General features: G+C 49.8%; 18 protein-coding genes. 5 read left to right on the top strand and 13 right to left on the bottom strand.

What is annotated here, in order from left to right; translation table 11 throughout:
- Positions 1-68: 68 nt before the first annotated feature.
- From zapE to JQN73_RS19940, 12 genes are all read right to left on the bottom strand, one after another.
- Positions 69-1,166: a cell division protein ZapE gene (zapE, locus tag JQN73_RS19995; protein ID WP_205320677.1), complete on the bottom strand. Its 1,098-nt coding sequence runs from the start codon at positions 1,164-1,166 to the stop codon at positions 69-71.
- 120 nt (positions 1,167-1,286) lie between these two features.
- A complete protein-coding gene (locus tag JQN73_RS19990) occupies positions 1,287-1,688 on the bottom strand; it encodes a hypothetical protein (protein WP_205320676.1) in 402 nt (133 codons plus the stop codon).
- An 11-nt stretch (positions 1,689-1,699) separates the two neighbouring features.
- Positions 1,700-3,127 (bottom strand): dihydrolipoyl dehydrogenase, encoded by a 1,428-nt coding sequence (lpdA, locus tag JQN73_RS19985; protein ID WP_205320675.1) that lies wholly within the window; start codon positions 3,125-3,127, stop codon positions 1,700-1,702.
- Between the two features lie 298 nt (positions 3,128-3,425).
- Positions 3,426-4,688, bottom strand: a complete 1,263-nt coding sequence (gene odhB, locus JQN73_RS19980; protein ID WP_205320674.1) for a 2-oxoglutarate dehydrogenase complex dihydrolipoyllysine-residue succinyltransferase — start codon at positions 4,686-4,688, stop codon at positions 3,426-3,428.
- A gap of 57 nt (positions 4,689-4,745) precedes the next feature.
- Positions 4,746-7,601, bottom strand: coding sequence for a 2-oxoglutarate dehydrogenase E1 component (locus JQN73_RS19975; protein WP_205320673.1), 2,856 nt, complete (start codon positions 7,599-7,601; stop codon positions 4,746-4,748).
- A 339-nt stretch (positions 7,602-7,940) separates the two neighbouring features.
- Positions 7,941-9,254 (bottom strand): citrate synthase, encoded by a 1,314-nt coding sequence (gene gltA, locus JQN73_RS19970; protein WP_205320672.1) that lies wholly within the window; start codon positions 9,252-9,254, stop codon positions 7,941-7,943.
- Between the two features lie 127 nt (positions 9,255-9,381).
- Positions 9,382-9,651 (bottom strand): succinate dehydrogenase assembly factor 2, encoded by a 270-nt coding sequence (locus JQN73_RS19965; RefSeq protein WP_205320671.1) that lies wholly within the window; start codon positions 9,649-9,651, stop codon positions 9,382-9,384.
- A gap of 184 nt (positions 9,652-9,835) precedes the next feature.
- Positions 9,836-10,546 carry a succinate dehydrogenase iron-sulfur subunit gene (locus tag JQN73_RS19960; RefSeq protein WP_205320670.1) on the bottom strand — a complete coding sequence of 237 codons (711 nt, stop codon included), beginning with the start codon at positions 10,544-10,546 and terminating at the stop codon, positions 9,836-9,838.
- Positions 10,547-10,558: 12 nt separating this feature from the next.
- On the bottom strand, positions 10,559-12,337 hold the full coding sequence (gene sdhA / locus JQN73_RS19955) for a succinate dehydrogenase flavoprotein subunit (RefSeq protein WP_205320669.1): 1,779 nt from the start codon (positions 12,335-12,337) through the stop codon (positions 10,559-10,561).
- Between the two features lie 2 nt (positions 12,338-12,339).
- Positions 12,340-12,705, bottom strand: coding sequence for a succinate dehydrogenase, hydrophobic membrane anchor protein (sdhD, locus tag JQN73_RS19950; RefSeq protein ID WP_205320668.1), 366 nt, complete (start codon positions 12,703-12,705; stop codon positions 12,340-12,342).
- Positions 12,706-12,707: 2 nt separating this feature from the next.
- Positions 12,708-13,124, bottom strand: a complete 417-nt coding sequence (gene sdhC, locus JQN73_RS19945; protein WP_205320667.1) for a succinate dehydrogenase, cytochrome b556 subunit — start codon at positions 13,122-13,124, stop codon at positions 12,708-12,710.
- A gap of 203 nt (positions 13,125-13,327) precedes the next feature.
- Positions 13,328-14,116: a GntR family transcriptional regulator gene (locus JQN73_RS19940; protein ID WP_205320666.1), complete on the bottom strand. Its 789-nt coding sequence runs from the start codon at positions 14,114-14,116 to the stop codon at positions 13,328-13,330.
- Between the two features lie 377 nt (positions 14,117-14,493).
- Between JQN73_RS19940 and JQN73_RS19935 the strand changes: the two genes are divergently transcribed.
- The 5 genes from JQN73_RS19935 (at position 14,494) to JQN73_RS19915 (ending at position 21,937) form a co-directional block, all read left to right on the top strand.
- Positions 14,494-15,483: a malate dehydrogenase gene (locus JQN73_RS19935; RefSeq protein WP_205320665.1), complete on the top strand. Its 990-nt coding sequence runs from the start codon at positions 14,494-14,496 to the stop codon at positions 15,481-15,483.
- Positions 15,484-15,813: 330 nt separating this feature from the next.
- A complete protein-coding gene (locus JQN73_RS19930; RefSeq protein ID WP_205320664.1) occupies positions 15,814-16,791 on the top strand; it encodes a CoA ester lyase in 978 nt (325 codons plus the stop codon).
- Between the two features lie 93 nt (positions 16,792-16,884).
- Positions 16,885-17,412, top strand: a complete 528-nt coding sequence (locus tag JQN73_RS19925; protein WP_205320663.1) for a hypothetical protein — start codon at positions 16,885-16,887, stop codon at positions 17,410-17,412.
- A gap of 308 nt (positions 17,413-17,720) precedes the next feature.
- A complete protein-coding gene (gene acnA / locus JQN73_RS19920) occupies positions 17,721-20,444 on the top strand; it encodes an aconitate hydratase AcnA (protein ID WP_205320662.1) in 2,724 nt (907 codons plus the stop codon).
- Between the two features lie 236 nt (positions 20,445-20,680).
- Complete coding sequence (locus tag JQN73_RS19915; protein WP_205320661.1) at positions 20,681-21,937, top strand: DUF2863 family protein; 1,257 nt, start codon at positions 20,681-20,683, stop codon at positions 21,935-21,937.
- Between the two features lie 98 nt (positions 21,938-22,035).
- On the opposite strand, the gene JQN73_RS19910 is transcribed toward JQN73_RS19915, so the two are convergent.
- Positions 22,036-23,157, bottom strand: a complete 1,122-nt coding sequence (locus tag JQN73_RS19910; RefSeq protein ID WP_205320660.1) for a M14-type cytosolic carboxypeptidase — start codon at positions 23,155-23,157, stop codon at positions 22,036-22,038.
- Positions 23,158-23,233: the final 76 nt, after the last annotated feature.

The following is a 23,233-nucleotide window of genomic DNA, read 5'->3' as shown; positions in this document are numbered from 1 at the left end:
AGGATGACGCATGCCATCGCTTTATGCAGGAAGATAACAGACGTTTCAATCTGCCTTGACCTGAACGGTCAAGCGATCGCGTCCGCACTGCCACGTTGCTCGGAGTCCATATACTCCTGCGATTGCATCTCACTAATCCGTGACACTGTCCGATGGAATTCGTTTGCCAGCATACCTTGGGTATAGAGTTCTTCTGGCACCACCGCAGCAGACATAATCAATTTAATCTTGTGATCATAAAACACATCAATCAGCCATGTAAACCGGCGTGCTTCGGAAGACATCGCCGCGGACATTTGTGGGATACCGGACAATATTACTGTATGAAACCGACTGGCGAGTTCGAGATAATCATTCTGTGAACGTGGCCCACCACACAAAGTTGCGAAATCAAACCAAATAACACCACCCGCACGCCGCAATGACTTGATTTTACGCGCTTCAATGTCAACCACCGGATCCTGGTCTGCCATTTCAGCCACTCCGGCGAAAGCATGCCGCAAGGAGCGATCGCTATCACCATTGAGTGGCGTGTAGTAACTGTCCACCAAATCCATTGCGCGTCTGCGATAGTCAATACCGGCATCGATGTTTATCACATCGAGCTTATCGCGCAAAAGCTTAATGGTTGGCAACATGCGATCCCGATGCAGGCCATCCGGATATAAAGTGCCGGGCTCGTAATTGGACGTCATGACGAAAGAAACGCCGTTATCGAATAAGGCCCTGAGCAAGTTATACAGAATCATGGCATCAGCAATGTCGGACACATGAAATTCGTCGAAGCAGATCAAACGATATTTTTTTGCAATCCGTTTCGCCACTTCGTCTAAAGGATCTTCAACCCCTTTTAACTCATCCAGCTGGCGATGCACTGCGCGCATGAACTCATGAAAATGCAGGCGCACTTTGCGCACTACCGGCACAACGGAATAGAAACTATCCATCAGGAACGACTTACCGCGTCCGACCCCACCCCACATGTATAAACCACGGGGCACATCGGGACGATTGATCAACCGTTTGAAAGAATTGGAACGCTGCGCCTTGAAGGCGACCCATTCGTCATACGCGTGCTGCAATCGCTCAACCGCCAACAATTGTGCCGCATCGGACGTAAATCCACGCTGGGCCAACGTCTGTTCGTAGAATTCTATGACGTTCATGGTCAACTCTCGCATACTTCACTTGCCCAGCGTTCGTAATTGCATGTTAAGAACGTCCAGGTAAAAACAAAAATGGGCGAGCCTCCGCTCACCCACACTTAGATGCCAATATTAAGACACCTACAATCTATCCATTTCAACCAATATCCGGCTCGGATACGCAACATTACTGTCAACGCTCACCGGAAAACTCGTGCCCTGCCCCAGACCGATACCACCGCCGCCAACACCGCTAATTCCCATGCTGGGTAAGCCAGCGCCCGGGGACGCTTTGTATACGATCTCACCGTTGCGGTAACCGTTCTTGCTACAGGCAACATGCAAATCACCGTCCGCGACGGTTATCACAACTTCTGCAGGCGTCGTCAGGTTCCAGGTTCCACCGTCCGTTTTAACGATGCAACGAGCGGCAGTCAGGGGCTCCCCCATGGATCCGGTTTCGATCTGGATTCGACCGTTATCTGACCCGGTTGTCGCGCAGCCTGCGAGTAAAACCATCGATAACAGGGTCAGATGACGCATCGTCATTTCCTTTAGAAGTTGAGCGAACGCTTATCGACCGCCAGAGCAGCTTCTTTTGTCGCTTCAGACAACGAAGGATGAGCATGACAAATTCGAGCAATATCTTCCGCAGATGCGCGGAATTCCATTGCAACAACAGCCTCGGAAATAAGCTCTGATGCCATTGGTCCAATAATATGCACACCCAGAATCTCGTCACTCTTGGCATCGGCCAAAAACTTTACCATACCGGCAGTATCGCCCAGCGCTCGCGCCCGACCATTTGCCAAAAAGGGGAATGTACCCGCTTTGTAAGCAACGCCTTCGGCTTTTAACTGCTGCTCAGTTTTACCAACCCATGCAATTTCAGGGGAAGTGTAAATGACCCAGGGAATGGTATTGAAATTGACGTGGCCATGCTGACCGGCTATGCGCTCTGCGACGGCAACGCCCTCTTCTTCAGCCTTATGGGCCAACATCGGACCGCGCACGACGTCACCGACCGCCCAAACGTTTGCCAGATTGGTTTTACAATCGCCATCCACATTGATAAAGCCGCGCTCATCGAGTTGCAGGCCAATACCTTCGGCGTTCAAGCCGGTAGTGTTCGGCGTGCGACCAATGGAGATGATCAATTTATCAAATACCGCTTTCTTAGCTTCGCCTTTAGCGTCGGTATACTCTACTGAAACATCTTTCTTTCCAGCAGTAATCGCACCGATTTTGACGCCCAGACTAATGTTCAAACCTTGCTTGGCAAACAATTTTGCCGCTTCTTTTGCGATTTGATCATCCACCGCACTCAGTAAAGCTGGAAGCGCTTCCAGAACCGTCACTTCGGCTCCCAGACGACGCCAGACACTTCCCATTTCCAGCCCAATGACACCAGCACCAATCACGCCAAGTTTCTTTGGCACGGCACCGATAGTCAGCGCACCGGTGTTCGACAGAATCAATTTTTCATCGAAATCTGCGCCCGGCAATGCGCGTGCATTAGATCCGGTCGCCAGAATGATGTGCTTGGCAGAGATCGACTCTTCCGTCTTGCCCGCTACCTTGATCTCATATCCGTTCGCGTCGCCCTTAACAAAAGAGCCACGTCCGTGGAAAAACGTTACTTTGTTCTTTTTCAGCAGGTACAAAATACCTTCATTGTTCTGCTTGATGACCGTATCTTTACGCGCGAGCATCTGCGGCAGATTCAAGGTCATTTCCTTGATATCGATACCGTGATCCGCGAAGCTGTGACCGGCATGTTCGAAATGTTCAGAAGACTGCAACAGCGCTTTGGATGGAATGCAGCCAACGTTAGTACAGGTTCCGCCAGGTGCAGGACCGTCATTTGCGTTTTTCCACTCATCAACACAAGCGGTGCTGAAGCCTAGTTGGGCAGCGCGAATTGCTGCGATATAACCGCCAGGACCGCCACCGATAACGATAACGTCAAATTGCTTACTCATAGTTTTTCCTTCTTTTTTTACGGTGCTCTTGGTGTCAAGGCATCACGCACTACTTCAGTGAATTCGGTATTTTTTCCTGCTTAGAACAACATGGCTGAATCACGAATTGCTTTTGCAACGGATACGTTCCGTCTGTCCCGCGTATGCACAGCGCAGCACGTTTAACTGCGACTGCAATCACGGTGCATTGTGAAAAACGCATTCGAGGCAACCCACAAACCAACGCGCTTGATACTTCTCCTGCGATGTCTGATCAGACACCATCAGGATGGGTATCAAAGCGTTAATACTTCAAAAGTTATAGATCCAACAACAGGCGGGCTGGGTCTTCCAGCGCGTCTTTGATAGCTACCAAAGCCAATACTGCTTCACGACCGTCGATAATCCGGTGATCGTAAGACATCGCCAGATAATTCATTGGACGGATGACGATTTGACCATTTTCAACAACTGCGCGGTCTTTGGTTGCATGCACACCCAAAATAGCCGACTGCGGTGGGTTGATGATCGGAGTCGATAGCATGGAGCCGAAGGTTCCACCGTTAGAGATCGAGAAAGTACCGCCGGTCAAATCTTCCATCGTCAGCTTGCCGTCACGGGCTTTCGCGCCGAACTCACCAATTTTCTTTTCGATTTGGGCGATGGACATCTGGTCAGCATCACGTAATACCGGAACCACCAGGCCGCGCGGCGAACCGACAGCGATACCAATGTCGAAATAACCATGATAAAGAATATCGTTGCCATCAACGGAGGCATTAACGACTGGATATTTCTTCAGTGCGGCCACTGCCGCTTTAACGAAGAAAGACATGAAGCCGAGCTTAACGCCATGCTCTTTTTCAAATTTATCTTTGTACTTGGTCCGCAAATCGATAACCGGTTGCATGTTGACTTCATTGAATGTCGTCAAGATTGCATTGGTTGCTTGCGATTGCAGCAAGCGCTCAGCGATACGCGCGCGCAAACGGCTCATCGGCACGCGCTCTTCCGGACGCTCTTCTTTATTTGCTTTATTCGGCGCAGCGACCTGTTGCAGGGCCGGTTTGGCGGAAGGAGCAGGAATGGCAGGGGCCGGGGCTGCAGGCTTCGCTGCCAGCGTCGTGAGAACGTCACCTTTGGTCACGCGACCATCTTTACCGGTGCCAGCAACCTGGTTCACTGATAGATTGTTTTCGGACAAGAGCTTCGCTGCGGATGGCATAGCAATGCCAGCGGCTGCAGTGCTGGCAAGTTCTGGCGCGGCAACCGGGGTCGTTGCATGGCCTGGCTGAGGAACCGGTATCGCGCTTACTTCCATCGGGCTTACTTTGGCTGCAGCATCAGTGTCGATAATAGCGATAATTTGACCTGCGACTACCGTTGCGCCATCAGGCTCTACGATTTGTACGACGACGCCATCATTTGGTGCTGGTAGCTCAAGTACGACTTTATCTGTTTCAATATCAATCAGGTTTTCATCGCGTGCGACCGGATCGCCTACTTTTTTATGCCATTGCAAAAGAGTTGCTTCAGCAACGGATTCTGATAGTTGGGGGACTTTAACTTCTATAAGTGCCATGGAATTCTCCGTATTAGTTTGCATCAGACGAGCCTTTTTGGCCCGCCTTTGCTTCAGTTATTTGGTAAGTACAAAGCCTTTGAGCTTTGAAAATGCAGTGTCAAGCAATGTTTTTAGTTGTGCATAATGCTTGTCGTAATATCCAACAGCAGGAGATGCGCTGGCTGGACGACCTGCATAGGCAAGTTTTTGACCATCGCCCAGATTTTCAAAAATATTATGCTGAATCTGTAACCATGCACCTTGGTTTTGCGGCTCGTCTTGCGCCCAAACCAATTCATTGAAATTCGGGAACTGCTTCAATTCAGCGGCAAATGCCTTGTGCGGGAACGGATACAGTTGTTCAAGACGAATAATCGCTACGTCAGTTTGACCACGCTCTTTACGCGCATTCATCAGATCGTAATAAATTTTCCCGGAACAGGCGACGATCCGCTTGACCTTCTTAGCCTCGATCTTGTCATCGATTTCACCTATGACGGTCTGGAATGTTCCCTTCGCCAGATCAGACAATGGCGAACCGGCATCCTTATTACGCAACAGCGATTTCGGTGTCATGATAATCAGCGGCTTGCGGAACAGACGAATCATCTGACGGCGTAACAAATGGAAAATTTGAGCGGAAGTAGTTGGCTGAACAACCTGCATGTTGTTATCCGCGCATAGTTGCAAGAAGCGCTCAAGACGTGCGGACGAGTGTTCCGGACCTTGACCTTCGTAACCATGCGGCAGCATCATGACCAGACCCGATGCGCGTCCCCATTTCACTTCGCCGGAGCTAATGAATTGGTCAATAACAACCTGAGCACCGTTAGCGAAATCGCCGAACTGTGCTTCCCAGATGGTTAAAGTATTTGGTTCCGCTGTCGAATAGCCATACTCAAATCCCAATACAGCTTCTTCAGATAACACCGAGTCGATAACATTGAACGGTGCTTGCTGATCAGAGACATTTTGCAGAGGGATGTAACTACCGGCGTCCCAACGCTCACGGTTTTGATCATGCAATACCGCGTGACGATGGACGAAAGTACCGCGACCCGCATCTTGCCCTGTCAAACGAATCGTGTAACCGGAGGACACCAATGATGCGTAGGCCAGATGCTCGCCCATACCCCAGTCGAGGTTGAGCTCACCACGGCCCATCGTTGCGCGATCGTTAAGTACTTTTTCGACCAGCGCGTGCACCTTAAAGTCGTCAGGCACAGTTGTAATGCGGGCGGCCAGACGTTTCAGTTCGGTTAGCGGTACAGCAGTATCAGCAGCATCAGTCCACTTGCGATTCAGGAACGGCAGCCAGTCAACAGCATACTTGCTCTTGAAGTTCGTGATGACCGGATCGACGGTGTGCTTACCGGCATCCATTGCATCGCGATAAGCTTTAACCATCGCATCGCCTTCACCGGCTGCAATGGTACCTTGCGCGGTCAATTTGTCGGCGTACACCTTGCGCGTGCCAGGATGTTGAGCAATCTTTTTGTACATCAGCGGTTGTGTCAATGCTGGCGTATCTTGTTCATTGTGACCAAGCTTACGGAAGCAAATGATATCTACCACGATGTCTTTTTTGAACTCGACGCGATAGTCGAGTGCAATTTGCGTAGCGAAAACGACAGCTTCCGGATCATCTGCATTGACGTGCAATACCGGCGCTTCAATCATCTTTACCACGTCCGAGCAATACAGCGTCGAACGTGAATCGCGCGGATCAGAAGTGGTAAAACCAATCTGGTTGTTAATGACAATGTGAACGGTACCGCCAGTGCCATAACCACGGGTTTGCGCCAGATTCAGCGTTTCCATTACAACGCCCTGACCTGCAAATGCGGCATCGCCATGGACGAGAATTGGCAATACCTGGGCACCGTCTTTATCGCCCCGGCGTTCCATACGCGCTTTTACCGAACCCTCTACTACAGGGTTGACGATCTCCAGATGCGATGGGTTAAATGCCAACGACAAATGAACCGGTCCACCCGGGCTGGTAATGTCTGATGAGAAGCCCTGGTGATACTTTACGTCGCCGGCTGGCAGATCGTCACCGTGCTTACCTTCAAACTCGGCAAATAACTCTTGTGGCATCTTGCCCAAGGTATTCACCAAAACGTTAAGGCGGCCGCGATGTGCCATACCGATAACGATTTCCTGAATACCCTTTTCGCCGCCACGCTGGATGGTTTCATCGAGCGAGACGATAAAGCTTTCTCCGCCTTCTAACGAGAAGCGCTTCTGGCCGACATAACGTGTATGGAGATAGCGCTCTAATCCTTCAGCGGCTGTCAGGCGTTCCAGAATGTGTTTTTTCTTTTCGACCGTCAGCGTCGGTGCCGAACGCGTCGATTCCAGACGTTCCTGTATCCAGCGCTTTTCAGTCGGATCACTGACATACATATACTCAGCGCCGATCGAACGGCAATAAGTATCGCGCAATGAATTCAACAGGTCGCGTAGTGTGGAAGTCTCTGTACCGAAATAGGTATTGCTGATGTTGAACACGATATCCATGTCCGCATCGGTGAAGCCGTAGAAAGTCGGGTCTAATTCAGGAATTGCCAGACGTTCCTGGCGCTGCAATGGGTCCAGATTGGCCCAGCGCGAACCGAGGTATCGATAAGCGGCAATGAGTTGTGTTGCTGCGACACGCTTGCGTCCCATTTCAGCGTCAGCTGAGGCGGAAATTGTCCGAATAGGACCTTGCTTTGCGCGCTCGGCAAATGAAGCAACTACCGTGGCATGGGCGACGTCAGGCTTATCTGTGCCATCGAGGGCAGGTACATGTTGCATGGCGTCAAAATACGAACGCCAGTTATCTGAAACAGATCCGGGGTTATCGAGGTACGACTCGTACAGTTCTTCAATGTACGGTGCATTACCTCCGAAGAGATACGAATTAGAGCCATATTGCTGCATCATCTTGCTCACCTTTCTTCGCGTATCGCGAGATTAGCGGGTTAACAAAACCTTCCGCGACACGGCCTGACCGGTTAGCGGATTGCACATCAAGTTGTGGGGAAGGGATCAAATTACAACTATTTATTACTGTATTCTTTTTAATCAACGCAAACTGCTTTGACCGTATGCTCACACTTTGCGACTTTGTCATCGTTGCCACTTCAAATAAGAAAGCAATACAAAATCTGAAGCTATCCGTTGCAAACCGATCAAAACTGTTGATGCAGTAGAATAGCATAACTCCTATTCAACAATGCAAAAAAAAGCGAATCATTCGATTCGCTTTTATGTTTACTAGTATTACTTGCTTGCAGTACGACTTTCGATTGCAGCCACATCGCGTGCCGGAGAGCCAATGAACAATTGGCGCGGACGACCAATTTTTTGTTCAGGATCAGAGATCATCTCGTTCCATTGAGCGATCCAGCCTACGGTGCGGGCCATTGCAAAGATTCCAGTGAATAGGGAAACCGGAATGCCTAACGCCGACTGAACGATCCCTGAATAGAAGTCGACATTCGGATACAGCTTGCGAGAAACGAAGTATTCGTCTTCTAGCGCGACTTTTTCGAGTGCCATTGCCAGCTTGAATAAAGGATCGTTTTCCAATCCTAACTCGGCCAACACTTCGTAGCAGGTTTCACGCATCAAAGTTGCGCGCGGATCGTAATTTTTATAGACGCGATGCCCGAAGCCCATCAGCTTAACGGTCGAATTTTTATCCTTAACTTGCTTAACGAACTCAGGGATATTATCGACGGTGCCAATTTCTTTCAGCATGTTGAGGGCCGCTTCATTGGCGCCGCCGTGGGCAGGGCCCCACAAACAAGCGATACCAGCTGCGATACAGGCAAACGGATTTGCGCCGCTCGAACCAGCCAGACGCACGGTCGATGTCGAAGCGTTTTGTTCGTGATCAGCGTGCAGGATCAAAATACGATCCAGAGCGCGAACCAGGACTTCGTTGACTTTGTATTCTGCGCATGGCGTTGAAAACATCATATGCATGAAGTTCGCGCTATATGACAAGTCGTTACGTGGATAAACGAACGGCTGTCCGACGTTATATTTGTACGCCATTGCGACCAAAGTTGGCAGCTTGGCGATCAAACGAATCGCCGACACTTCACGGTGACGCGGATCAGTAATGTCTAACGAATCATGGTAGAACGATGACAAAGCGCCAACTGTACCAACTAAAACGGCCATCGGATGCGCATCACGGCGGAAGCCGCGGAAGAAAAATTGCATTTGCTCATGCACCATCGTGTGCGTCGTCACGGTGGCATCAAATGTTGCTTTTTCAGCTTCGGTCGGCAATTCGCCATTCAACAAAAGATAGCACGTCTCTAAAAAGTCGCAATTAACCGCCAATTGCTCGATCGGATATCCGCGATAAAGTAGTTCGCCTTTGTCGCCATCGATATAAGTAATCGATGAATTACAGGCTGCGGTCGACATAAAACCGGGGTCATAGGTGAACTTTCCAGTCGCACCATATAACTTACGGATATCGATTACTTCAGGACCGACGGTACCTTTGTAGATCGGAAAATCGATCGATGGGCTACCATCAGAAAATGATAGTGTGGCTTTAGTTTCAGCGTTGGTCATGGCTCTTCCCTCTTTTAACAGGTGATGCTTGAATCGAACATAAAAGACGTTTGTACGCACTGCTATTCCGCATGCACACCTAATGCATCGCAACGACAAATGCCGTCTATGACGGATTTGTTCTTGCTCAGATTACGCGTAATCGCGCTACCAAAGCATGTACCTGGGGCAAATCCACTTCGCCCTCGGCCTCGTTGCGTCCCATTAGCAAATTCATCAGATCACCGTCGGATAAGTCCATTAATCGCGTGAAGGCATCAACGTCGTCATCTGTCATGTTCGACTCATTAGCATCCAGGAATCTGGTGAGAATTAAATCATTTTCCAAAAGGCCGCGCCGCGCGCGCCAGCGCAATCTTGCGCGCTTTGCGGGATCGTCTTGGTGGGTAACGGTCATGATTTAGTGTATTCCAATTAGCGCAGCGGCTGTGATAGCCACTGAAGGTTTGATACGGCACTTACTGGCTAACTTATACGAAGTTTGCCAGGTATTCGCTCGCAATTTTTGCAGCAAATAAAACGAACCAGAAAAGTTTGCGCTCAGCAATGATCCGTTATCGACGGATCATTGCCAATCGCATTTACACCGAGCGGCGAACCATCAATTCCTTGATTTTGCCAATTGCTGCATTCGGGTTTAACCCCTTAGGACAGACGTCGACGCAATTCATGATTGAACGGCAGCGGAACAAACGATACGGATCTTCCAGATTATCCAGGCGCTCACCGGTTGCTTCATCGCGACTATCAGCGATGAAACGGTAAGCCTGCAGCAAACCGGCTGGACCGACAAATTTGTCTGGATTCCACCAGAACGACGGGCAAGATGTTGAACAGCAAGCACAGAGAATACACTCGTACAGACCGTCCAGCTCTTCACGCTGCTCAGGTGTTTGCAAACGCTCTTTTTCCGGAGGAATGCTATTGTTGATCAGATACGGCTTCACTGAATCATATTGCTTGAAGAACTGCGTCATATCGACGATCAGATCACGGATCACCGGCAAGCCAGGTAACGGCCGTAAAATGATTGGCTCTGACAATTCATTCAGATTAGTCGTACATGCCAGACCGTTCTTACCGTTGATGTTCATGGCGTCAGAGCCGCAAACGCCTTCACGGCACGAACGACGTAATGACAATGAGTCATCAACATCGGCCTTGATACGTTGTAACGCGTCCAGTAACATTTTATCCGTCGGCAAAAGTTCAACCGTCAGATCTTGCATATAAGGCTTAGTATCCTTGTCCGGATCGTAGCGATAGATTTTGAATTTAACTGTACGTGACATGGCTAGACCTTATTAGAAAGTACGTGGTTTTGGCTTGAACGTATCAACCGTCAGCGGTTTTGTGACCACCGGCTTGTAATCGAGACGATTACCTTCGGAGTACCACAACGAGTGCTTCATCCAGTTTTCATCGTCGCGCTTTTCGTAATCGCGATGCGCGTGAGCGCCGCGTGATTCTTTACGGGCGGCGGCGGCTGTAATGGTCGCTTTAGCTACTTCGATCATGTTGTCGAGTTCCAGCGCTTCAACCCTCGCGGTGTTGAAAACCATCGACTTATCTTTGAAGGAAACATTCTTACGACGCTCATCGAGCAGCATAATTTCTTTGTAACCTTGTTGGAGCAATTCGTCAGTCCGGAACACGCCGCAATAATGCTGCATGGTTTTACGAATATCATTGGCAACATCTTGCACGCGTTCAGTACCCGTGCTGGCTTCGAGCTTTGCAACACGCGCCATGGCAGCATCAGTTGCACCTGCTGGCAACGGCTTGTTGTTACGTTCTTTGAGCTTGCTATCAACGATATGGTTCCCCGCTGCGCGACCGAATACGACCAGATCCAGCAACGAGTTGGTACCCAAACGATTAGCACCGTGCACTGATACGCAAGCACATTCACCAATCGCGTAAAGACCGTTGACAATCGCATTAGGAATGCCGTCTTTCGGCACGACCACTTGACCGTATACGTTCGTCGGGATACCACCCATTTGATAATGGATAGTTGGTACGACCGGGATGGGCTCTTTAAGCGCATCGACGTTAGCAAACTTGTGGCCGATTTCCAGGATCGAAGGAAGGCGTTTTTTGATGGTCTCGGCACCAATGTGGCGCAAATCCAGCATCAGGTGATCCTTATTTGGGCCACAGCCGCGGCCTTCTTTGATTTCCTGATCCATCGAACGCGACACGAAGTCACGCGGTGCCAAGTCCTTCAGCGTCGGCGCATAACGCTCCATGAAACGCTCGCCCTCTGAGTTGATGAGAATACCGCCCTCACCGCGAACACCTTCAGTGATCAGTACACCAGCACCAGCGACACCCGTCGGGTGGAACTGCCAGAACTCCATATCTTCCAACGGAATACCAGCACGCGCCACCATACCCATACCGTCACCGGTATTGATAAATGCGTTCGTTGACGCCGCCCAGATACGGCCAGCACCACCGGTTGCCATGACAGTCGTCTTGGCTTCCAGCATCATGATTTCGCCAGTTTCCATTTCGAGTGCGAGCACGCCTAACACATCACCGTCAGCGTCTTTAACCAGATCAATTGCCATCCACTCAACGAAGAAGTGGGTTTTGGCACGTACGTTGCGTTGGTACAGCGTATGCAACAACGCGTGACCGGTACGATCGGCAGCGGCGCAAGCACGCGCGACCGGTTTTTCACCAAAATGCGCCGAGTGACCACCGAACGGACGCTGATAAATGGTACCGTCAGCGTTACGATCGAACGGCATACCCAAATGCTCTAATTCATACACGGCTTTCGCCGCTTCGCGACACATGAATTCAATTGCGTCCTGATCACCTAAATAATCTGAACCCTTGACTGTATCAAACATGTGCCAGTACCAATTGTCCTCGGACATATTTCCGAGAGACGCACCAATACCACCTTGCGCGGCAACGGTGTGCGAGCGCGTAGGGAAAACTTTCGACAACACGGCGACATTCAAACCAGCTTCCGCCAACTGCAGCGAAGCACGCATACCGGAACCACCGGCACCAACGATTACCGCATCAAAGCGGCGTGTAGGAATTGTGGATTTAATAGCTGCCACGATTACACTCTCCACAAAATCTGCGCCGCCCATCCGGCACAACCGACTAGCCACAAAATTGTGGCAACCTGCAATACCAGTCGCAGAGCGACCGGTTTAACGTAATCCATCCAGATATCGCGCACGCCAATCCAGGCGTGAAAAAACAGCGCCATGAGCGCGACGAAAGTCGCCAGCTTAAACCATTGATGCGAGAACAAGCCCGACCAACCCTGGTAACTAAAATCACTTGCGGTCAAAAACGCGATCAACAAAATAACGGTATAAATCGCCATCACAACCGCTGTCGCACGTTGCGCAAGCCAATCGCGCAGACCGTAATGTGCGCCGACGACCAGGCGTTTGGATCCAATATTATTATTCGCCATTTTTAGAATGCTCCGAACAGTTTTAATGCGACCACTAGCGCCAGCGGCAGACTAATTGCAAATACGCCGACCGCAGATTTACGCGCGCTATCTTTGTCGAGACCGATATGGTTATCCATCACCAGGTGACGGATACCAGCGCAAAAGTGATGAAGATAAGCCCAGGACAGCGCAAGAATGATCAGTTTCACGAACCAGTTGGACGTAATGCCCTTAAAGTATTCAAATGAACCTTCCGATACGAGACTGGTATCAAGCAGGAACAGAATAAAAGGCAATAGTAAAAACATCAACAAGCCGCTGATTCGGTGCAAAATCGAAATAAAACCTGCCAGAGGCAAGCGGTATCCCATAATTTGACTTATGTGAATATTGCGAAATTGTGGCCGCTGATTTTTTTCGGCTTCGACTTCAGGCATAACAGGGTTCTCCTCAGTTTTAAAACAATTGCGTGATTTTCGCTTATTTTGCTGCAGCACACCATTAGTTATTAAGTATTCAGCTAAATTACTTGCAAAAATGTATTTATTGCTTGATTACAACTTCGTTACAGGCGAGCGCTCAGATAAATGATGGCACGCAGCATGCAGGCCACATCCCTTAGCCAGTCTCCTCAATACTTTCAACTTAATTCATTCTGGTAATGATGGTGCCCCGTAACGTATAAGCCGCGCCGAACCTCGACCGGCTTGTCGCCATAGGTAAATGACACTCGCTCTACGCTCAAAAGAGGCGACATGGGCGGCACGGACAATAACTGCGCTACTTCCAGATCAGCACTTGCGGCACGTATCTGCTCGGTAGCGCGGATCATGCGGGTTGAAAATTCGGTTTCAAACAGGCCATACATCGGCCCTCGATATTCAACCAACCGCTCCAATGTCAAGCTTTTGAAGATAGCGCCCGGCAGCCACAACTCTTCAAGAATCGTCGGCGCACCCTCAAATGACATAACGCGCTTAACGAATACTACAGAATCACCGGATTTCATGTTTAAAAGGCGCGCGATTTCTGCGGGAGCGCGTAAACGCTTCAGTTCGAGCACTCTTTTGTCTGCGGGTTTTGGTTGTCCATCGTCGGGCATCAGACGCAAAAATCTGAATTGCGCCTTGTCCTCATGGTGCGTCGCAACAAAGGTGCCTTTCCCCTGTCGCCGAACCACCAAATTTTCTGCTGCCAATTCGTCAATCGCCTTGCGAACGGTTCCCTGACTGACTTTGAACCGATTTCCAAGCTCTACTTCGCTCGGAATCAACTCGCCGGGCTTCCACTCGCCAGATTGCAGGCGCAGCATAATAAGCGCTTTAATCTGTTGATAGAGGGGGCTAAAGGTGGGCGATGTTGCGGAGGCGGCGGCACTGCCGGCGTTAACTGGATCAGTGCTATTAATATTGGAGGGGATGGAACTCATAACATGGGATTTCAACACATAAACACCCATGTAGTCCAGTAGAAAATGCCCCGGTAAGATGTCTTATATAAGATATAAGATAGTGATTGACAGAAGAACTTCGTGAGCCTACACTCGCGGGAAACCTCTGCTACGAGGCAATATTGGGCGGCGGATGTGTTTTTATCCACAGAAACATTTTATTGAATCACCCTCTTATGCAGTCGTAGTATAAGAATTTTTTACCGTGCGATCCTTTTTTAGTCCTGCAGCGTCGTTGACTGGGCGGCCAGTTTGCCGTTCTTACCGAAACAAACTGACGGACGCTGTTTTCGACGGTATCATAATAGGTTGAGCATTACAGATTACGCTTTTCATCACCACTCTGGAGATTCAACATGGCTAAAACCCCAATGCGTGTTGCCGTTACCGGCGCCGCTGGACAAATCGGTTACTCCCTTCTATTCCGCATCGCCAATGGCGACCTGCTCGGAAAAGACCAACCAGTCATTCTGCAATTATTAGAAATTCCTGACGAAAAAGCCCAAAAAGCACTAAAGGGCGTCATCATGGAAATCGACGACTGCGCATTCCCATTGCTGGCTGGCGTTACTGCGCACAGTGATCCACTCACCGCATTTAAGGATATTGACGTTGCCCTTTTGGTCGGTGCACGTCCTCGCGGCCCTGGCATGGAGCGTAAGGATTTGCTTGAAGCCAATGCGCAAATTTTTACCGTACAAGGCAAGGCGCTAGATGCAGTCGCTTCACGTAATGTCAAAGTACTTGTTGTTGGCAACCCAGCCAACACCAATGCTTACATTGCGATGAAATCGGCACCTAACCTGCCAGCAAAAAACTTCACCGCAATGCTACGCCTGGATCACAATCGCGCATTGTCACAAGTCGCTGCTAAATCAGGCAAGCCGGTTGCGTCCATCGAAAAAATGTTCGTATGGGGAAATCACTCGCCAACCATGTATGCAGACTATCGCTACGCGACAGTTGACGGCCAGTCGGTAAAAGATTTGATCAACGATCATGAATGGAATAAAGACGTGTTCTTGCCGACAGTTGGCAAGCGCGGCGCAGCCATCATTGAAGCACGCGGCTTATCGTCAGCGGCATCGGCAGCCAACGCAGCAATCGATCATGTACGAGACTGGGTGCTTGGCACCAACGGCAAGTGGACAACCATGGGCGTTCCATCTGACGGTTCATACGGCATTCCTGAAGGCACAATCTTCGGTTTCCCGGTTACGACCGAAAACGGCGAATACACCATCGTTCAAGGCCTTGAAATCGACGCATTCTCTCAAGAGCGTATCAACGTTACGTTGAACGAACTGTTGGAAGAGCGTGAAGGCGTGAAACACCTGGTTGGTTAATCACCCGCCTGAAGATGTAACTGCCATTGTGACCCAATGACGGTTATGTCCAAATAAACTGGCGTTGGCGAATTCCGTTCGATTTGCCCTCGTCAGTTCTGTTGAGTTATATAGTTCGTAGTTGATTTATCGTGGTTGATTTTAAAAATTGGTAGTAACAATAGATTCGCTTTTTAAATTTGTATTTATTTTTTGTAGTTAATTTTTTCGTAGTTAAAAGTTAAAATTATCGTTAGTTTTAGCGATTTAATAGCTCTTAAAGATTACCGCGTCGTTATTGCAACTCGCACGCAATACCCCTATTCAGTTCATTCAATCAAGCTAAGTCGCATGCACCCTACCGAGGTTTTATTCCTAGGCAAACATCCACCGGTCTTGTTACCGGCATGTGACCACTACGCCGGTTCCGAAAAACTCATGCGCAAGTCGGTCGCCCTTCAGCACGAGCTGGGCGCAGTCTTTGATATTACGTTCGATTGCGAGGACGGAGCAGCAGCCGGCAATGAAATCGGCCATGCCCAACTGGTAGCTGAGGTTATCGCCAGCACCGAGAATCGTTTTGATCGCATTGGCGCGCGCGTGCATGACATCAGCAGCAACTTTTTCGAGCAAGATGTAAAGATCATTTGTCAGACGGCGGCAACGCGCCTCGCCTATCTCATGTTACCGAAAGCGGAAAGCCTGGCCGATGTCAGCACTGCTATAGAACTGATTAACCGTCATAGTCAACACGCAGGTCGTCAAAATTTACCCATACACGTTTTGATCGAAACGCACGGTGCGCTGGCAGATTTAGCAGCGATTGCTGCCCTGCCCCAGGTTGAATCTTTGTCATTCGGGATTATGGATTTTGTATCAGCGCACTATGGCGCAATTCCTGGCAGTGCCATGCGCTCGCCAGGTCAGTTCACCCACGCTTTGGTGACGCGCGCCAAGCTCGAGATAGCTGCTGCCTGCCATGCGCATGGAAAGGCACCTTCTCATAACGTCACAACAGAAATCAACGATAGCGCAGTCGTGGCAGAAGACGCTCATCGTGCCAAAACCGAATTCGGTTATACGCGGATGTGGAGTATCCACCCGCAACAAATACGCTTTATTTTGAGCGCATTTTCTCCAACGGAAACAGAAGTGAGCGAAGCGACTCACATTTTACTTGCCGCCCAAAAGGCGGATTGGGGTCCTACCCAGTATCTCGGCACCTTGCATGACCGTGCCAGTTATCGGTATTACTGGACCGTTTTACAGCGAGCGAAAAACAATGGCGTGGTGCTGCCGCCGCTTGCGAATAGCTTATTTATACATTAAACATTGCACTTTTTTCACCTTACCAATATTGTAGCGCGCCCTTCGACGCAATTCGACGTAATTAATAACTGACCAACTATCAGTTCACCCAATATGAAAAAAACTTTATCACTCCTCGGTTTGCTGTGTGCCAGCCTGATCATAACGGCACCATTGACCTCGTTCGCTCAAACCTCAGCGGATCAGCCTAAGACGACGAAAAAAATCGTCAAGAAAAAGGTTGTTAAAAAAACGCTGGGCAAGAAAGCTATCCCTGCTGTCGAAGCAGATGACGGCGAAGACGAAGGTACTCCGGACATCAAAGTCGATGTCGCGATTGAATACAATTGCGAGCTAGGCAATAAGTTAACCATCTATCGCAACGCGGCAGATCCTAAGCACATTGCTTTACGCTGGGGAAAAACGCTGCACCGCCTGACCAATGTTGCAACGACAACCGGTGCCGATCGATTTGAAAATCACAAGTACGGCCTGGTATGGATCGGTATTCCGGCCAAAGGTATGCTGCTGGACTCTAAAAAAGGACAGCAACTGGCGAACGAATGTAAATCACCGGAGCAAAATGCAGCCCCGGCGACGGCACCGGCAGCCAATCTTATAGCGGAACCAGTCCACGGCTAACAAACATTAAATGCGGTCATTTTATACGGCATGAAGTTGAAAATGATCGCATTGATGCTTGCATAGGGTAGCCATCGCAGTTGGCTTAAATTCATGTCATTGCCATATTATTTTGTAAGTGGTACAGCAGCATTCAAAGTATCTTTTTGGTATTTTTGAAGATTGAAAAAAATAAGTGTGTAAGAGACGCGCGTTTTAACGTTCCGTTTCAAAAGCTGCACGTAAAAAGAACGTCGATTACCGCCTCAAACAGTACCAAAAAGCGACCTAAGTACCGTTTTACTCAGATTGTAAATTAAGGAGAAACCATGTCCCGCAACACGTTGAACACCCTCAAGGAATTTAAAATTTCCGATACCAAGAAGGGCAAATTTTATTCATTGCCTGCACTTGAAAAAAAGCTTGGCATCAATATTTCTCGCCTTCCTGTCTCTATCCGTATCGTCCTGGAATCAGTGCTACGTAACTGCGACGGCAAGAAAGTAACGGAAGAACATGTTCGCCAACTAGCTGCGTGGAGCGCAACTGGCGCGCGTACCGAAGAAATTCCTTTCGTGGTTTCTCGTGTTGTGCTGCAAGATTTTACCGGTGTACCTCTGCTGGCTGACTTGGCTGCGATGCGTAACGTTGCCGCACAACTCGGCAAAGATCCAAAAAACATTGAGCCTTTGGTTCCTGTTGATCTGGTCGTCGACCATTCTGTACAGATCGATCATTTCCGCGAAAAGAAAGCCCTTGATTTGAACATGAAACTGGAGTTTCAGCGCAATAACGAGCGCTACCAGTTCATGAAATGGGGTATGCAGGCATTTGATACGTTCGGTGTTGTTCCTCCGGGCTTTGGTATTGTCCATCAAGTCAATCTTGAATACCTTGCGCGCGGCGTGCATAAAAAAGGTGACGTTTTCTATCCAGATACATTGGTCGGTACAGATTCGCACACCACCATGATCAACGGTATCGGCGTTGTCGGTTGGGGCGTTGGCGGTATTGAAGCCGAAGCGGGCATGCTGGGTCAACCGGTCTACTTCCTGACACCGGATGTCGTCGGCGTCAACCTGGTCGGCCAATTGCGCGAAGGTTGCACCGCAACCGACTTGGTGCTGACGATTACAGAACTGCTGCGTAAAGCAAAAGTTGTTGGCAAATTTGTTGAATTCTTCGGCGAAGGCACTGCGTCTCTCAGCCTGACGGATCGCGCAACCATCGCCAACATGGCACCGGAATACGGCGCAACGATGGGCTTTTTCCCGGTTGACGAAGCAACGCTTGACTACTTCAAGGGTACTGGTCGTAGCAAAGCCGAAATCTCAGCTTTCGAAGGCTATTTCCGCGCACAGAAATTGTTTGGCATTCCAAAAGAAGGCGACATCGATTACACCACTGTCATCGAGCTTGATTTGCGGACAGTTGCACCATCATTGGCGGGTCCGAAACGTCCACAAGATCGTATCGAAATCGGCAATGTAAAAAATAACTTCGCTGAACTATTCAGTAAGTCTGCTGCAGAAAGTGGCTTCAACAAGAAAGCAGAAGACCTCGACGCTAAATATGTAAACGGCGACGGCGTTGGCCTGATGAACGGCGATGTATTAATCGCGGCGATCACTTCATGCACCAACACATCGAACCCAAGCGTCATGCTGGCGGCTGGTTTGCTGGCTAAAAAAGCAGTTGAAGCGGGCCTCAAAGTTTCTCCGCACATCAAGACCTCGCTAGCGCCTGGCTCGCGCGTTGTGACTGAATACCTGACTGCTGCCGGTCTGCTTCCGTACCTGGAAAAACTCGGTTTTGGCGTCACCGCATACGGTTGCACCACTTGTATCGGTAACGCTGGTGATTTGACGCCAGCAATGAACGAAGCAATTGTTAAGAACGACGTCGTTGCGTCAGCCATCTTGTCTGGTAACCGTAACTTTGAAGCGCGGATCCATCCGAACATTCGTTCTAACTTCCTGGCATCGCCGCCGTTGGTTGTGGCTTACGCCATTGCCGGTAACATGACGCGGGATCTGATGACGGAACCGGTTGGCCGTGGCAAGGGCAAAGATGGAAAAGCCAAAGATATTTATCTGGGCGACATCTGGCCGAGTTCGCAAGAAGTTGCCAAGCTAATGAAATTTGCGATGAATGCCAAAACTTTCAAGGCAAACTACGCAGACGTCAAAGGCGCACCGGGCAAACTGTGGGAAGGCATCAAAGGCGTAGCACAAGGCGAAGTCTACAACTGGCCGACCTCGACCTACATTGCAGAACCTCCGTTCTTCCAAGATTTCACCATGGAACCAAAACCGGCCGCGACTGGTATCACCGGCGCGCGCGCATTGGGTGTGTTCGGCGACTCCATCACTACTGACCATATCTCACCAGCCGGTGCGATCAAAGAATCCAGCCCAGCTGGAAAGTGGTTGGCAGAAAATGGCGTGTTGAAAGCCGATTTCAACTCGTACGGTTCACGCCGTGGTAACCATGAAATCATGATGCGCGGTACTTTTGCTAACGTGCGTATCAAGAACTTGATGATTCCGGCTACGCCCGATGGCTCACGGGTTGAAGGCGGCATCACGCTGCATCAACCAGCCGCTGTGGAAATGTCGATTTACGATGCAGCGATGCAATATGTGAACGATGGCGTTCCTACCATGGTCTTCGCTGGTGAAGAATACGGTACAGGTTCATCACGTGACTGGGCAGCTAAGGGTACGCAGCTACTCGGCGTAAAAGCAGTTTTTGCACGTTCGTTTGAGCGTATTCACCGCTCGAATCTGGTCGGCATGGGTGTATTGCCACTGCAATTCCTTGGTGAAGACAGCGTTGTGACACTTGGCATCACTGGCGACGAAACCTTTGACCTTAAAGGTATCGACGGTGAAATCAAACCGCAACAAGATGCAACACTGGTGATTCATCGCACCAATGGCGACATCCAGGAAGTAAAAGTTTTGCTGCGCATCGATACACCAATCGAAGTCGACTACTACAAGCATGGCGGTATTCTTCCATTCGTGTTGCGTCAGTTGCTGGCTGCGTAAAGTGCTTTGAGAAGTCGGGGGCTGAGTAGCGGTAAAGGCCCCCGACTTCCTTATATGCCTTTCAAAAAAATTTTGGGCTGGAACGAAACGCTTAATACATTTGTCAACAAGAACGTCTGACTATTTAATTGGTCCGGCGTTTTTTTTCGTCCCGGCATCCATACTCCACTACAATGGAACTAAAATAGTTCGGCAGTCTTCTGCCTCATTCTTTACGCCAAGTATCAAATACCACTATGCGCCGTCCGTCTAAAACACCTCGTAAGTTCTCTGCTGACAGCCACCGATTGACTGAACTCGCCCAAGCACTCGTACTCGCGTCCAGTCGCATGGAGCAGCGCGCCTGGGAACATGATATTGATACCCATCTTAATAAGCTCCTGAAGAGTCATCACCAAGAGCCCATTGACAGCGCACTGGAACAGTTATTCCCCGACCAGGCCGACGCTTATGACGCTTTGATGGATGCAGTCGAAGCATGCAGTGAATCATCGGTCATTGAGCAAAATGGCATACGGTATGACACGCTCCTGATCGCCATACCAATCCTGGCATGGACCCGCTTTTCCATTGCATCCGGCAACGTTCCTCCTGACATGGTGGTGACGCTCACCGGTCATTTGCACGCCCATATTCTGGCGCCGGGTGTGCTCGTCGCCCTCATGCCAACCCTATACGCCATTGATCAATTACCGCGCTCCCATGCTGATACGTACACGTTGATGCAGCGTATGACGCAGGCAGCGCTCACAGGCGTAGTGGTTACCAACCCGCCCAACGCACCCGAAACGGCACCATTTCTAGCCGACACCCGTTATCTGTTAGCCACGCTCGTGGTTCCCACCGGTCATGCGTTCTTTTGCTGGCAGCCTGGCGCATCCAGCGTGACCAGCATCGGCACCTCCGGCACCGCGACGAAAAAGGCGGTCGCACTTGAACATTGGCAAGCACAGGTAACGCCGAGCATAAGTCGTCTGCTACCGGGATGCGGCATCGATTTATTATTGCCGGAAGCCTATTTTGTAGCCTGCCGGGAGGGCGACAAGCAAATACGCCCAGTCTCCTTACGTGCAGCCAGTTACTACCTCGCAACGACACTGGAGATAGAAAGCAAAGACCTGCACGTGACCATCGGCCGATTTAGCGAAGAGCCAGAAAGTGATCGTGTGGATGAATACCGGATAGGTTTTTCCATAGGGCAAACCTCCGAGATCATATACGGCGTGGTCTGGCCGCTGTACGGACAAGAGGAGGCTATCGAAGAGACCGCGGACGCTACCGCAATGGACTCCGAAACCCAAACTCCGCTGGAGCAAATTCTGTCGCTTCTGCGCGAATGCGGCATCAACGACATCCAACGTCATGACGAACTGTTCGCAATGGAATTCTGCGACGACTGCGGCTCGCCATTTTACGCAGACCCGGAAGGCGAGCTGGTACATCCCGAAATGCCGGAGGATGCCCCTCCAAGCGGATCGGCGCATTTTCACTAAGGCGGATTTGCCTATCCGTTGCAAACCGTACTGTTAAAAAATTTGCCGCGACGACAAATTAAATCGCGCGGCAATTTTTTACATCTCCCGACAATCTCTTAGGCAAACGCCTTCAATATCGGTTGCAAACAGGCCGCGCCAAGTCGTGCACTACGTGCTCCGTTCCAGCCATTTATAACATCCGGTAAATTGGCATTATCTTTAAATGGCAGTTCCAATGTCAGCGACAGACATTTAAAAGTATGACCAACATATTTCGATGCCAGCGCCAACATATCTGCTTTGTACTTTCCAGCGCCATAACCATATCTACTCTGAAAATCAGGGCTAGCGCTTTCAAAATCGGCGATAAACTTATTTTGCTCCAACGCCTGCTCTGCCGTAAATCCTTCCAACATCTCGGAACCCGCAACAAAAATATACGGCAAAGCCTCATCGCCATGCACATCCAAAAAGAGGTCACAACCAATTTCGTGCATCTTGTTTTTAACTAAAAACACTTCAGGACTACTCTCCATCGACGGCGTCATCCACTCACGATTCAAGTTAGCGCCATCAGCATTCGTCCGCAAATTACCCCGCACAGATCCGTCCGGATTCATGTTCGGCACCATGTAAAATACCGACTCCTGCAACACCCGCGTAGCAAGCGGATTAGCAGCATCCAGCAACGCATCGACCATGCCCTCAACAAACCACTCTGCCATTGTCTCACCAGGATGCTGACGCGCAATCACCCACACTTTTTTTGCCGCAGATGGATTCCCAATCACCAGCATATTCAGATCCCGGCCATCTACCGTAGAACCCAAATCATGAATGGCGACCAGCGGTGAATGCCCTGCCCGCCCCAACAATCTCAAATGGCGCTCCCAGGTATAGGGCTCAAAATAAGCGTAGTACACGCTGTCGTGCTCAGGCGTATGCGCGATGCGCAAAACCTGGCCATCAAAGGTAGTCGGCACACGGAACCAGATCTCACGATCGTAACTGGCAACTGCCTGATAATCTTTCCATCCGTTGGTGTACGTAGCCTGCCCGGCATTCATCAGACTAATATTGCAAGCCTCACCGCGCGCGCCCTGCAATCGAAAATAAAACCACTGCGTAAAATCCGCATGCGAATCGCTGCGAATATTCAATTCAATATGTTGCGGCTGTTCCGCACGCAAAACTACGATGGCGCCACCATCAAAATGCTGGCTAATTTTTATGGTCATAAGATGTGTGAAGTTAACTTTGGCGGCCTAACCTTCAGTCGCAGATTGAGGACGATGCAACGACGTAATTTAGTTG

Source organism: Glaciimonas sp. PAMC28666 (assembly GCF_016917355.1).
Lineage (GTDB): Bacteria > Pseudomonadota > Gammaproteobacteria > Burkholderiales > Burkholderiaceae_D > Glaciimonas.
This window is presented reverse-complemented; position numbering and strand designations above follow the sequence as displayed.